Raw genomic sequence first — 12976 nt, 5'->3', positions numbered from 1 at the left:
TCCCCTGATGAAGGTCCGTGACGCCGACGGCGTCCGCTGGAGCGTGCGCCGGAGGTGGCTGCCCTGGCGCGTGCGGTCGAAGAACCTGCTCGACTACCTGCCGAGCGGCGGCGGCGGCGGGAGCTACGTACCCGACGACCCGATCCTCCTGACCCTCTGGCTGGTCTTCGTCCTGCCGGTCGTGGTCGCCGGAGCGGTCCTCTTCCTGCTGCTCGGGCTGGAGCTGGCGATCCTGCTGATGCTGCTTCCCGTGGTCGTGCTCGCCCGGGCGCTGTTCGTCGGCTGGACGATCGTCGTACGCCGCGGGGGCGCCGTGGTCGGGACGGAGCGGGTGAAGGGATGGTGGGCGTCGGGCGCCAGGATCCGCGCCATCGGCGAAGAGATCCGGACCCGACCCGCGACGACGCTCGTGGACACCACCGGTGACCCGTACCAGCTCGGCGGCGACTGGCAGCAGCAGCCCGGGAGCCCTTCCGCCTGACCCCGTCACGGTGCGATGATGCCGCTCATGGACATCCTTCGCCCGGGCGGGACCTTCTGGCGCATCGCACGTCGGCGGCAGACCGACTTCGGTGACCCCCTGCCCTGGATGGCGGAGTTCGCCGGAGCCGCTGCCGGCCCGCCGACGCGGGCCGATCTCGGCCGGCGCCCGGTCGTCGTGACGTGCGACGGCGTCGTCATGCACGTCGAGCCGGCGCCGCGTCGCCGCGAGACGGAACACCGGATCAAGGAGATCGCCGCGGCGCTGTACGCCCTCCCGTGGGCGGCCGGGACTGAGAACGATCCGTCGCACGAGCCGTACCGACCGGGTCCAGGGCCGGGCACCACGGGTGGCTGGGGCGTACCGGGTCAGGGTGGTGGCTGGACCGACAACGGGTTGTCCGCCTCCTGACGCGAGGCGCAAGCGTCCTTCCACCTGAGCGCCCCCGGTGCGACGATGGCCCCATGGACATCCTGCGGCCGGGCGGGACCTTCTGGCGCATCGCGCGGCGGCAGCATGCCGACTTCGGCGAGCCGGTCCCGTGGATGCCCGAGTTCGCCGACGGCTCGGCCGCGCCGCCTGCGGACTCCGATCTCGGCAGGCGCCCGATCGTCGTGACGTGCGACGGCGTCGTCATGCACGTCGAGCCGGCGCCACGGCACTCCGAGACGGAACACCGGATCAAGGAGATCGCCGCGGCGCTGTACGCCCTCCCGTGGGCCGCGAGCACCGTGGACGACCCGTCGCACGCGCCGTACCGACCGGGCCAGGGTGGTGCCGCCGGCTGGCGCACCCCGGGCCAGGCCGGCTCGGTCGACGCGTGGTTCTTCGCGCTCTAGCTCACGCCCTGTGACGCGCATCGATCTGACGCCGGCGGGTACCCACCGTACGGTCGAAGATGAATCCGATCTCGAGGAGATGACTGCGATGGGTCTGGACGACAAGCTGCAGAACACCGGCGAGGACCTCAAGGGCAAGGCCAAGGAAGCCGCCGGCAAGGCACGGGGCGACGAGTCCCAGGAGGCCGAGGGCAAGGCCGACCAGAGCAAGGCCGACATCAAGAAGGCCGGCGAGAACGTCAAGGACGCCTTCAAGAAGTAGGCCGTCGCTCCTAGACAGGGGGGCCCCTCCGCGTACGCCGCGGAGGGGCCCTCTCGTCGTCGGCGCGTCGCCGTCGGGAAACCGACGTGCCCGGATAGGGTGTCGAACATGTGTTCGCCCACGGCCTCGTACGAGGCGGCATGAGCGCCGGCACCCTGCGTGTCCTCGGTGTCGACCCCGGCCTGACGCGGTGCGGTGTCGGCGTCGTCGACGGTCGCGTCGGACGTACGCTCCGTGCCGTGTCCGTGGACGTCATCAGGACCCCGTCCGACGACGACGTCGCTCACCGGCTGCTCGCGATCGAGCAGGGGCTCGCCGAGGCGATCGCGGCATACCAGCCGGACGTCGTCGCGGTGGAGCGAGTCTTCTCCCAGAACAACGTCTCGACGGTGATGGGGACGGCACAGGCCAGCGGCGTGGCGATGGTGGTCGCCGCGCGTCACGGCATCCCGGTCGCCCTCCACACGCCCAGCGAGGTGAAGGCCGCCGTGACCGGCAACGGGCGCGCCGACAAGGCGCAGGTCACCGCGATGGTGACGCGGCTCCTCGGCCTCGACCGCGCACCCAGGCCCGCCGACGCGGCGGACGCCCTCGCACTTGCCATCTGCCACGTCTGGCGCGGCACGTCGGTGAGCCGCCTCGACGCGGCGGTCGCCGCCGCTCGCCGCGGGTCCGCCCCCGTACGCACGGCCGCCGAGCCGATCCGCTCCCGCATCCCCAGCGCACCCGCGGCCGTGCCTCCTCGCCCCAGGTCCGCTCGCGTCGACCCTCCCCGCCCCCACCCTGAAGGGAAGCCACGATGATCGCCTTCGTCCGCGGCACTGTCGCGTCCACCGGCCTCGACTCGGCGGTCCTCGACGTGGGAGGCGTCGGCATGCTCGTGCAGTGCACCCCCGGCACGATCGCCGAGCTGAGGCACGGCGAGCAGGCGCAGGTCGCCACGAGTCTGGTCGTCCGCGAGGACTCGATGACGCTGTACGGGTTCGCCGACGACGACGCCCGCGACACCTTCGAGCTGGCGCAGACCGCGAGCGGCGTCGGCCCGAAGGTCGCGCAGGCGATCATCGCGGTCCTCGGCGCCGAGGGCCTCCGCCAGGCCGTCGCCCACGAGGACCTCGCCGCGCTGACGAAGGTCCCGGGGATCGGCAGGAAGGGCGCCCAGCGCATCGTGCTGGAGCTCAAGGACCGGATCGGCGCTGCCGCGCTCGTCTCCCGTACGGCCGCCGCCGCGCCTGCAGCCCCACCGAGCGAGGACGACTGGCGGGCGCAGGTCCACGGCGCCCTGGTCGGACTCGGCTGGAGCGCGCGCGAGGCCGAGACGGCGGTCGCCGCCGTCTCCCCGACCGCGGAAGCGCAGGCTGAGAGCGCCAAGGGCGTCGATGTCGGCGAGCTGCTGCGCGCCGCACTGCGATCGCTGTCGAAGGCGTAAGGGAGCACCGGATGAGCGACGACCCCCGCGGCACCCGCCACCTCGACGCGGCCGAGCAGGCCGAGCTCGAGTCCCGCCTCGTCCAGCCCGACGTCGCCTCGGACGAGCAGGCGTACGAGGCTGCGCTCCGACCTCGGTCCCTCGACGAGCTGATCGGTCAGGAGCGGGTGCGCGAGCAGCTCGCCCTGGTGCTGACCGCGGCGCGCGCCCGCGGCCGGACCCCGGACCACGTCCTCCTCTCCGGACCTCCCGGTCTCGGCAAGACGACGCTCGCGATGATCATCGCCGCCGAGCTCGGCACCTCGCTGCGGCTCACCAGCGGTCCGGCGATCCAGCACGCGGGTGACCTGGCAGCGATCCTGTCCGGCATCAACGAGGGCGACGTCCTGTTCGTCGACGAGATCCACCGGATGGCACGGCCCGCCGAGGAGCTCCTCTACATGGCGATGGAGGACTTCCGTGTCGACGTCGTGATCGGCAAGGGCCCCGGCGCGACGGCGATCCCGCTGCAGATCCCGCAGTTCACCCTCGTCGGCGCGACGACGCGCGCGGGCCTGCTGCCGGGGCCGCTGCGGGACCGGTTCGGCTTCACGGCCCAGCTCGAGTACTACGAGGCAGCCGAGCTGCACCGCATCGTCGAGCGCTCGGCAGCGCTGCTCGGCGTGGAGACGACGCCCAACGGCGGGCTGGAGATCGCTTCGCGGTCGCGCGGCACACCCCGCATCGCCAACCGGTTGCTGCGCCGGGTGCGCGACTACGCCGAGGTGCGCGGCAACGGAGTCGTCGACCTCGAGATCGCGCACCGGGCGCTCGACCTGTACGAGGTCGACCGGATCGGCCTGGACCGCCTCGACAGGGGAGTCCTCGAGGCGCTGTGCCGGAGCTTCGGTGGCGGCCCCGTCGGGGTGTCGACGCTCGCCGTCGCGGTCGGCGAGGAGCGCGAGACCGTCGAGGAGGTCGCGGAGCCGTTCCTCGTACGCCAGGGGTTCCTCGCGCGCACGCCGCGGGGGCGGGTCGCGACGGCGAAGGCGTGGGAGCACCTCGGCCTCCGGCCACCCGCGCCGCTGGGAGACCCAGCCCTGCCGTTGGAGTAGCCTTCCGCCGCACCGATAGACTCGGCCCCGCACGTCGAAGCCCCCGACACCGATGCCTGGAGCCACCGTGGAAATCGCTCAGCTGCTGCCGATCATCCTGCTCGTCCTCGTGTTCTACCTCTTCATCATCCGGCCGCAGGGCAAGCGCCGCCGCGAGTTCCTCGACATGCAGGGCAAGACGTCCGTCGGCTCGAAGGTCATGCTCACCAGCGGGATCTTCGGCACGGTGACGGCGCTCGACGACGAGACGCTGACCCTGGAGATCGCCCCCGGGGTCGAGATCGAGGCTCACCGCAACGTCGTCGCCAAGATCGTCGACCCGGCGCCGGGGCCCGACGCACCGACCTCCGATGCGGCGGCCGACGACGCCCCGACCGCCCCTGACGACCGTCCCGTGGACGAGGACGGCAAGGCCTGATGCCGGGCGACCTCGACGAGGCGCTCGACAGGCTGGTCCGGGACATCCCGGACTGGCCGTCACCCGGCGTGACGTTCCGCGACGTCACGCCGCTCCTGGCCGATCCCGCAGGCTTGCGGCTCACGGTCGAGGGCCTCGCGGCGCTCGGACGTGAGATCGCCGGCGGCGACATCGACAAGGTCGTCGGGATCGAGGCCCGCGGGTTCATCTTCGGGACGCCGGTCGCCGTCGCGCTCGGCGCGGGCTTCGTCCCGGCGCGCAAGGCGGGCAAGCTGCCGGCACCGACGTACGCCGTCGACTACGACCTCGAGTACGGATCCGCCACCGTCGAGATCCACCGTGACGCCATCGCGCCCGGTGACCGCGTCCTGGTCGTCGACGACGTGCTCGCGACCGGAGGCACGCTCGCCGCCGTCGACGACCTCCTCGCCCGCGCCGGCGCCAAGTCCGCGGCCAACGTCGTCGTCCTCGAGATCGGCGCCCTCGGCGGACGGGCGCGGCTCGACCCCGACCGGTTCGGCACGCTGCGTACGTACTGACGGGGTGAGCCCGGCCTGACGTCGCCGTCTCAGGTGGCGCCGATAGCATTCGTGGCGTGAGTCCCGAGAGCACCCGGCTGGTCGCCATCGTCATCGTGATCGCGCTCGTCCTGGCCGGAGGAGCGACGTTGTTCAGCGTCCTCCTCGGTTGATCCCCAGGCTGCGTCCCGATCGCCCACCCGTCCTGGCCTTCGCCCCCTAGGATGGCGGCTTACGATGAAGGCGGAGGTGCCTGTGGCTGATCGCGCACGAACCGAGTCCGACTCGCGCAAGGAGTCCGTTCCGACGCCTGCGCGCGTGCGCTCACGCCTGGCGCGGCTCGGTGGCGGCCGCTCGTCGTCGGACAGCCCGGTCGTGCTCGATCCTCTGCTGCGCATCGTCCGCACCAACCACCCGAAGGCCGACGCGACGGTGATCGTCCGCGCTTACAAGATCGCCGCAAAGATGCACCGCGGTCAGAAGCGCAAGAGCGGCGACGACTACATCACCCACCCGCTGGCGGTCTCGACCATCCTCGCCGAGCTCGGCATGACGCCGCCGACGATCGTGGCCGCCCTGCTCCACGACACGGTCGAGGACACCCCCTACACGCTCGACCAGCTCACGCGTGACTTCGGCGACGAGGTCGCCCGCCTGGTCGACGGCGTGACCAAGCTGGACAAGGTCCGCTACGGCGAGAACGCCGAGGCCGAGACGATCCGCAAGATGATCGTCGCCATGAGCCGTGACATCCGCGTGCTCATCATCAAGCTCGCCGACCGTCTCCACAACATGCGCACCCTGCGCTACCTGCGTCAGGACAAGCAGGAGCGCAAGGCGCGCGAGACGATCGAGATCTACGCGCCGCTCGCGCACCGCCTGGGCATGAACACCATCAAGTGGGAGCTCGAGGACCTGTCGTTCGCGACGCTCCACCCGAAGGTGTACGACGAGATCGTGCGGCTGGTCGCCGACCGTGCGCCGTCGCGCGAGGACTTCATGTCGACGGTGATCGCCCAGGTCACCGAGGACCTGCGAGCCTCCAAGATCAAGGCGACGGTGACCGGCCGTCCGAAGCACTACTACTCGATCTACCAGAAGATGATCGTCCGCGGTCGCGACTTCGCCGACATCTACGACCTGGTCGGGATCCGCGTGCTCGTCGACTCGATGACCGACTGCTACGCCGTCCTCGGTGTGGTCCACGCCCGATGGAACCCTGTGCCGGGACGGTTCAAGGACTACATCGCGATGCCGAAGTTCAACATGTACCAGTCGCTGCACACGACGGTCGTGGGTCCCGAGGGCAAAGCGGTCGAGCTCCAGATCCGGACGCGCCAGATGCACCGCCGCGCCGAGTACGGTGTCGCGGCCCACTGGAAGTACAAGGAGGACGGCGCCAAGGGCGGCGGGGGAGCGAGCGGCGCAGCCGGCACCGACGACCTCGCTTGGATCGGCCAGCTGCTCGAGTGGCAGCAGGAGAACGAGGAGTCCCAGGACTTCCTCGAGAGTCTCCGCTTCGACCTGTCCGACCAGGTCTACGTCTACACACCGCGCGGTGACGTGATCGGGCTTCCCGCCGGGTCGACGCCGATCGACTTCGCGTACGCCGTCCACACCGAGGTCGGTCACGCGACGATCGGTGCGCGCGTCAACGGCAGGCTGGTCTCCTTGGAGTCCCGGCTCGAGAACGGCGACAACGTCGAGGTCTTCACGTCGAAGGCTCCCGGCGCGGGCCCGAGCCGAGACTGGCTCGAGTTCGTCAAGAGCCCGCGTGCCCGCAACAAGATCAAGCAGTGGTTCACCAAGGAGCGCCGCGACGAGGCGATCGAGCAGGGCAAGGACGCCCTGACGCGTCAGATGCGCAAGGAAGGCCTGCCGCTGCAGCGCCTCCTCAAGCACGACACGCTTGCGACCGTCGCCAAGGACCTGCACCTCTCGGACGTGTCCTCGCTGTACGCCGCGGTCGGCGAGGCGCGCGTGAGCCCGCAGAACGTCGTCGAGCGAGTGATGGCGCTGCTCGGGGGCGAGGAGGGCGCGAGCGAGGACCTGGCCGAGGCGGTTCTCGTCCCGGACCAGTCGACCCGGCGGCGTCGGCTCCGTCGCGGCGACTCCGGGGTCATCCTCAAGGGCACCGACGGCACGCTGGCGATCAAGCTGGCGCGGTGCTGCACCCCGGTGCCAGGCGACGAGATCATCGGCTTCGTCACCCGCACCCAGGGCGTGTCCGTCCACCGCCGCACCTGCACCAACGCCGCCAACCTCCTCAAGGAGGAGGAGCGGCTCGTCGACGTCGAGTGGGCGCCGAGCGCGTCGAGCATGTTCCTCGTCGCGATCCAGGTCGAGGCCCTCGACAGGTCGCGCCTGCTGTCAGACCTGACGCGGGTCCTGTCGGACCAGCACGTCAACATCCTGTCGGCGGCGGTCTCGACCGGCCGCGACCGCGTCGCGAAGTCGACCTTCACGTTCGAGATGGGCGACCCGACCCACCTTGGTCACGTCCTCAAGGCCGTACGCACCGTCGAGGGAGTCTTCGACGTCTACCGCGTCAACCAGTAGGCCTCGAGCTCGTCGACCAACAATCGACGAGTGCGTCGACCAGAAGGCCGCGAGCCGCCGGCGAGCGGCTCGCGACCGGGGAGTCGGCGGGACGTCAGGTGAGGTCTTCGGCCGACTTGCGGGCCTGGTCGAGCCATGCCTGACGCGCCTCGAGAGACTCCTGGAGCTCCCGGACCTTGCGGTCGTTGCCGGCCGTCTTCGCGGCCTCCAGCTGCGTCTCGATGTCGGCGACCGACTTCTCGAGCTTGCTGACGGTGTCGTCCACACGGGCCCGCGTCTCCGGGTTGCTACGGCGCCACTCGTCGTCGGCGGCGGTGGAGATCGCCTTCTCGACGGCCCGCAGACGGCCTTCGAGCTCCTTGATCTGACCACGGGGGACCTTGCCGGCCGCCTCCCAGCGGTCGGCGATGTCGCGCCACGCTGCACGCGCTGCATCGAGGTCCTCGATGGGCAAGAGGGCTTCGGCCTCGGCGAGGATCTGGACCTTCACCTCGGCGTTGGCGGCGTACTCGGCGTCGAGCTGCGCGTTGGCCTCGTCGCGTGCGCCGAAGAAGGTGTCCTGGGCGGCGCGGAACCGCTTCCAGAGCCGGTCGTCGATGCCTCGCGGTGCGGGGCCGGCGGCCTTCCACTGCGCCATGAGGTCACGGAACTGGCCCGCCGTCGGTCCCCACTCGGTGGACCCCGAGAGGGCTTCGGCCTCCGTGACGAGGCGTTCCTTGATCTGCTGCGCCTGACCGCGGCGCTCGTTCTGCTCGGCGAAGTGCGCCTTGCGACGACGCGTGTAGGCGGTGCGGGCGGTGGAGAAGCGGTGCCACAGCTCGTCGTCGACGTTCTTGTCCAGACGCGGCAGGGACTTCCACTGCTCCAGCATCTCGCGGAGCCGGTCAGCGCCACGACGCCAGTCGTCGCTCGCCGCGATCTGCTCGGCGGTGGTGGCTATCTCGACCTTGCGCTCGTGTGCCTCGGCGGCACGCTCGGCCCGGGCAGCCTTGCGGCGCTCGCGCTGCGTGTCGATCTTGGGACCGAGCGCGTCGAGGCGGTCCTTCAAGGTGTCGAGGTCACCGACGGCCGCTGCGCCGTCGACGGCCTCGCGGACCTGGTCGACGGCGCGCTTGGCGTCCTCGGGGGAGAGGCTGTCCGAGTCGATCCGCTTCTCGAGCAGCTCGACCTCGACGGCGAGTCCCTCGTAACGGCGGGTGAACAGGGCCATCGCCTCGCCAGGATCACCGTCTGGCCACTGCCCGACGACGCGCTCGCCTTCGCGCGTACGGACGTAGACCGTCCCCTGCTCGTCGATGCGGCCCCAGGCCTCAGGGTTCGAGAGATTCTCGCTCACGTCTCCACCTTGTCGCTTGTGTCGGGCACAGTCTAGAAGGACGAGGGCTTCTTGGCGCCGTAGTCCGGCCGTTGGGCGTACGCGTGTTCGCCCCGGCGGCGAGTCGCAGCGCGCTGTGACGCTCGCGTACCCTACCCGTGTGCTGATTGCCGCTTTTCCTGCCGGTCCGCTGGCCGCCAACTGCTACTTCGTGGGTCGTGGACCCGGCGCCGAGTGCGTGATCGTCGACCCGGGCATGGACTCGCTCGCCGGCATCCGCACGATCGTCTCCGAGCAGAACCTCGTCCCCACCGCGGTGTTCATCACGCACGGCCACTTCGACCACATGTGGCAGGCGGCCGACGTGGCTGCCGAGTACGACATCCCCGTCTACATCCACCCGGCTGACCGGCACCTCCTCGCGGACCCGATGGCGGCGATCTCGAACGAGTCCGCGGCGATGCTGCGTGCCCAGTTCGGCCTGGACGACGCCCCGGAGTTCCACGAGCCGGCCGACGTGCGCGACGCTGCCGACGGGGCGGTGATCGAGACCGCGGGGCTGCGCTTCAGCGTCGACCACGTCCCCGGTCACACGCCCGGCACGGTCGTCTACCGGGTCGACCACATCGGGGACGAGCCGATCTCGCAGGTCGCGTTCACCGGCGACTTCCTCTTCGCCGGCTCGATCGGCCGCACCGACCTGGTCGGCGGCGACATGGACCGGATGGCCGACAGCCTGCGACGGTTCATGGAGCTCCCCGACGACGTGGCGGTGCTCCCGGGGCACGGCGGGCAGACGTCGATCGCGCGCGAGCGTGCGACGAACCCGTTCGTGGCGCAGTTCGCCGCCGGAGAGGACGCCTGACGATGGCGCGACCCACCCCGCTGTCGGGGTTCCCCGAGCTGCTGCCCGCTGACCGCTTCGCGGAGCAGCACGTCCTCGACCACCTCCGCCGTACGTTCGAGCTGCACGGGTTCGCCCCGATCGAGACGCGTGCGGTCGAGCCGATGGACCAGCTGCTGCGCAAGGGCGAGATCGACAAGGAGGTCTACGTCCTGCGCCGCCTCCAAGCCGCCGAGGGCGAGGGTGACGCCGGAGTCGGCCTGCACTTCGACCTGACGGTGCCGTTCGCCCGGTACGTCCTCGAGCACGCCGGCAAGCTGGAGTTCCCGTTCCGCCGCTACCAGATCCAGAAGGTGTGGCGGGGGGAGAGGCCGCAGGAGGGGCGCTTCCGCGAGTTCGTCCAGGCCGACATCGACGTGGTCGCCAAGGACGAGCTGCCGTTCCACTTCGACGTCGAGATCGCGACCGTGATGGCCGAGGCGCTGTCGGGGCTGCCGGTCCCGCCGCTGCGCATCCAGGTCAACAACCGCAAGCTGCTCGAGGGCTTCTACCGCGGGCTCGGTGCGTCCGACCCGGCCGCGATCATGCGCGTGATGGACAAGATCGACAAGCTCCCGGCCGACGCGATCCGCGAGCTGCTCGCCAAGGAGGACCTCGACGCCGCGCAGGCCGACAAGTGCCTCGCGCTCGCCGCCATCCGTACGCCCGACGCGTCGTTCGCCGACCAGGTCCGCGCGCTCGGGGTGTCCGACCCGCTGCTCGACGAGGGCATCGAGGAGCTCGCGCAGCTCGTCTCCGCGCTGAGCGACGTCGAGCTCGACGGCGTGACCGTGACCGCCGACCTGCGGATCGCTCGCGGCCTCGACTACTACACGGGCACGGTGTTCGAGACCGAGCTCGAGGGCTTCGAGAGCCTGGGATCGATCTGCTCGGGCGGACGCTACGAGAAGCTCGCCGACGACGGGCGCAACGTCTATCCGGGCGTCGGCATCTCGCTGGGCGTCACGCGGCTGCTCGTGCCGCTCATCGCGCGCGGCCACCTGACGGCGTCGCGCTCGGTGCCGTCCGCGGTGCTGGTCGCGCTGATCGATGAGGAGTCGCGCCCGGCCAGCAACGCGATCGCGCAACGGTTGCGCGCCCGTGGCATCCCGACCGAGGTCGCCGCGGCGCCGCAGAAGTTCGGCAAGCAGATCCGGTACGCAGAGCGGCGCGGCATCCCGTACGTGTGGTTTCCGGCAGCCGGGGCGGGTGACCCGGGCGCGGACGAGTTCCAGCGCGGCCAGGTCAAGGACATCCGCAGCGGAGACCAGGTGTACGCCGACGCCGGTCTCTGGAGCCCGCCTCCGGGCGATCTTCGCCCCGCCGTCATCACCCCACTCGACACCCGAGGAGCAACATCGTGATCCGCACCCACGAGGCAGGAAGCCTCCGCGCCGCCGACGCCGGGACCCGCGTCACCTTGGCCGGCTGGGTGGCACGGCGTCGAGACCACGGCGGCGTGGCGTTCATCGACCTGCGCGACGGATCCGGTGTCGCCCAGGTCGTCATCCGCGAGGAAGAGGTCGCGCGTCCGCTGCGCAGCGAGTTCTGCCTGAAGATCGTCGGCGAGGTGTCGGTCCGACCCGAGGGCAACGCCAACCCCAACATCCCGTCGGGCGAGATCGAGGTGATCGCCGACTCGGTCGAGGTCCTGAGCGAGTCGGCGCCGCTGCCGTTCCCGGTGGAGGAGTTCCACGCGAGCTCGGTCAGCGAGGAGGTACGCCTGAAGCACCGCTACCTCGACCTGCGCCGCACCGAGATGGCCAAGAACCTCCGTACGCGCGCCACCGTCACGCGGATCATCCGCGACGTGATGGCGGAGCGGGGCTTCATGGAGTTCGAGACGCCGAACCTGACGGCGTCCACGCCCGAGGGTGCGCGTGACTTCCTCGTGCCTGCGCGGACGCGGCCCGGCACCTGGTACGCGCTGCCGCAGTCGCCGCAGCTGTTCAAGCAGCTGCTGATGGTGGCCGGCATGGAGCGCTACTACCAGATCGCGCGCTGCTTCCGCGACGAGGACAGCCGCGCCGACCGCCAGCCGGAGTTCACGCAGCTCGACATCGAGATGAGCTTCCTCGACGAGGAGGACGTGTACGCGCTGACCGAGGAGGTCCTCGTCCGCATCTGGCGCGAGGTCCTCGGCTACGAGATCAGCACGCCGATCCCGCGGATGTCCTTCGGCGAGGCCGTCACCCGGTACGGAATCGACCGCCCCGACCTGCGGTTCGGCTGCGAGCTGGTCGACTTCACCGACTACTTCGCCGACACACCGTTCCGCGTGTTCGCGCCGAAGGGCCGCCACTGGCACGTCGGCGCCGTCGTCATGCCGGGCGGAGCCGACCAGCCTCGCCGGACGCTCGACGCCTGGCAGGAGTTCGCGAAGGCACGCGGCGCGAAGGGCCTCGCGTACGTCCTGGTCCAGGAGGACGGCACGCTGGGCGGCCCGGTCGCCAAGAACCTCTCGGACGCCGAGCGCGACGGCCTCGTCGCACACGCTGGTGCGCAGCCCGGTGACTGCATCTTCTTCGCGGCCGACCAGTACAACGCCGCGAAGGCGCTCCTCGCCGCGGTCCGCGTGGAGATCGGTGAGCGCTGCGGCCTCATCGACCACGACCGCTGGGAGTTCGTCTGGGTCAACGACGCCCCGATGTTCGAGTACATCGGCGAGGACGGCAAGGACGCGTGGACGTCGATCCACCACCCGTTCACCGCCCCTGCGCCGGAATTCGCCGACACCTTCCAGGACGATCCGGGCGCCGCGCTGAGCCAGGCGTACGACATCACGCTGAACGGCAACGAGCTCGGAGGCGGGTCGATCCGTATCCACCGCTCCGAGATGCAGAAGCGCGTCTTCGACGTCCTGGGACTGACCGAGGAGCAGGCGCAGGGTCAGTTCGGCTTCCTGCTCGAGGCCTTCCAGTACGGCCCGCCGCCGCACGGCGGCATCGCGCTCGGCATCGACCGGGTCGTGGCGCTGCTGACCGGCGCCGAGACGATCCGCGACGTCATCGCGTTCCCGAAGACCGCGTCCGGCGCCGACCCGCTGACCGGTGCCCCGGCACCGATCACCGCGCAGCAGCGCAAGGAGGCCGGGATCGACGCGCCGCCTCCGGGCAGCGGGGCGTAGGTCTCGATCGCTCCGCGCCTCGACCAGCGGGGGGAGGGCTCCCTCGACCAG

At 70.9% G+C, this 12976-nt stretch carries 14 protein-coding genes; 13 read left to right on the top strand and 1 reads right to left on the bottom strand.

Features of this window, described 5'->3' with window-relative positions:
* The first annotated feature begins 7 nt into the window (after window positions 1-7).
* The 10 genes from GH747_RS06590 to GH747_RS06545 all read left to right on the top strand — a co-directional run bounded on the left by GH747_RS06590 (window position 8) and on the right by GH747_RS06545 (window position 7600).
* Window positions 8-481, top strand: a complete 474-nt coding sequence (locus tag GH747_RS06590; RefSeq protein ID WP_149768806.1) for a hypothetical protein — start codon at window positions 8-10, stop codon at window positions 479-481.
* A gap of 27 nt (window positions 482-508) precedes the next feature.
* Window positions 509-892, top strand: coding sequence for a hypothetical protein (locus GH747_RS06585; RefSeq protein WP_149768805.1), 384 nt, complete (start codon window positions 509-511; stop codon window positions 890-892).
* A gap of 53 nt (window positions 893-945) precedes the next feature.
* Complete coding sequence (locus GH747_RS06580; protein ID WP_149768804.1) at window positions 946-1320, top strand: hypothetical protein; 375 nt, start codon at window positions 946-948, stop codon at window positions 1318-1320.
* A gap of 79 nt (window positions 1321-1399) precedes the next feature.
* On the top strand, window positions 1400-1582 hold the full coding sequence (locus tag GH747_RS06575; protein ID WP_407663249.1) for a CsbD family protein: 183 nt from the start codon (window positions 1400-1402) through the stop codon (window positions 1580-1582).
* Between the two features lie 140 nt (window positions 1583-1722).
* A complete protein-coding gene (gene ruvC, locus GH747_RS06570; protein ID WP_205602831.1) occupies window positions 1723-2385 on the top strand; it encodes a crossover junction endodeoxyribonuclease RuvC in 663 nt (220 codons plus the stop codon).
* On the top strand, window positions 2382-3011 hold the full coding sequence (ruvA, locus tag GH747_RS06565; RefSeq protein ID WP_149768803.1) for a Holliday junction branch migration protein RuvA: 630 nt from the start codon (window positions 2382-2384) through the stop codon (window positions 3009-3011). Before ruvC ends, ruvA begins: the two co-directional genes overlap by 4 nt.
* Window positions 3012-3022: 11 nt before the next feature.
* Window positions 3023-4105: a Holliday junction branch migration DNA helicase RuvB gene (ruvB, locus tag GH747_RS06560; protein WP_149768802.1), complete on the top strand. Its 1083-nt coding sequence runs from the start codon at window positions 3023-3025 to the stop codon at window positions 4103-4105.
* 67 nt (window positions 4106-4172) lie between these two features.
* Complete coding sequence (yajC, locus tag GH747_RS06555; RefSeq protein WP_205602830.1) at window positions 4173-4523, top strand: preprotein translocase subunit YajC; 351 nt, start codon at window positions 4173-4175, stop codon at window positions 4521-4523.
* Complete coding sequence (locus GH747_RS06550) at window positions 4523-5062, top strand: adenine phosphoribosyltransferase (RefSeq protein WP_149768800.1); 540 nt, start codon at window positions 4523-4525, stop codon at window positions 5060-5062. Before yajC ends, GH747_RS06550 begins: the two co-directional genes overlap by 1 nt.
* Window positions 5063-5278: 216 nt before the next feature.
* Window positions 5279-7600 (top strand): RelA/SpoT family protein, encoded by a 2322-nt coding sequence (locus tag GH747_RS06545; RefSeq protein WP_149768799.1) that lies wholly within the window; start codon window positions 5279-5281, stop codon window positions 7598-7600.
* Between the two features lie 94 nt (window positions 7601-7694).
* Here GH747_RS06545 and GH747_RS06540 read toward each other — a convergent pair whose 3' ends face one another.
* Window positions 7695-8936 carry a DUF349 domain-containing protein gene (locus tag GH747_RS06540; protein WP_149768798.1) on the bottom strand — a complete coding sequence of 414 codons (1242 nt, stop codon included), beginning with the start codon at window positions 8934-8936 and terminating at the stop codon, window positions 7695-7697.
* Window positions 8937-9075: 139 nt separating this feature from the next.
* Here GH747_RS06540 and GH747_RS06535 point away from each other — a divergent pair, with 139 nt between their 5' ends.
* From GH747_RS06535 to aspS, 3 genes are read left to right on the top strand one after another with little or no spacing between them, the layout of a single operon-like run.
* Window positions 9076-9780 carry an MBL fold metallo-hydrolase gene (locus GH747_RS06535; protein ID WP_149768797.1) on the top strand — a complete coding sequence of 235 codons (705 nt, stop codon included), beginning with the start codon at window positions 9076-9078 and terminating at the stop codon, window positions 9778-9780.
* 2 nt (window positions 9781-9782) lie between these two features.
* Window positions 9783-11162: a histidine--tRNA ligase gene (gene hisS, locus GH747_RS06530; RefSeq protein ID WP_149768796.1), complete on the top strand. Its 1380-nt coding sequence runs from the start codon at window positions 9783-9785 to the stop codon at window positions 11160-11162.
* Window positions 11159-12925, top strand: a complete 1767-nt coding sequence (aspS, locus tag GH747_RS06525; protein WP_149768795.1) for an aspartate--tRNA ligase — start codon at window positions 11159-11161, stop codon at window positions 12923-12925. Before hisS ends, aspS begins: the two co-directional genes overlap by 4 nt.
* Window positions 12926-12976: the final 51 nt, after the last annotated feature.

Origin of the sequence: Mumia xiangluensis (genome assembly GCF_010994095.1) — a bacterium.
Lineage (GTDB): Bacteria > Actinomycetota > Actinomycetes > Propionibacteriales > Nocardioidaceae > Mumia > Mumia xiangluensis.
The sequence above is the reverse complement of the archived record's forward strand: the minus strand, read 5'-3'. Positions and strand labels throughout refer to the sequence as shown.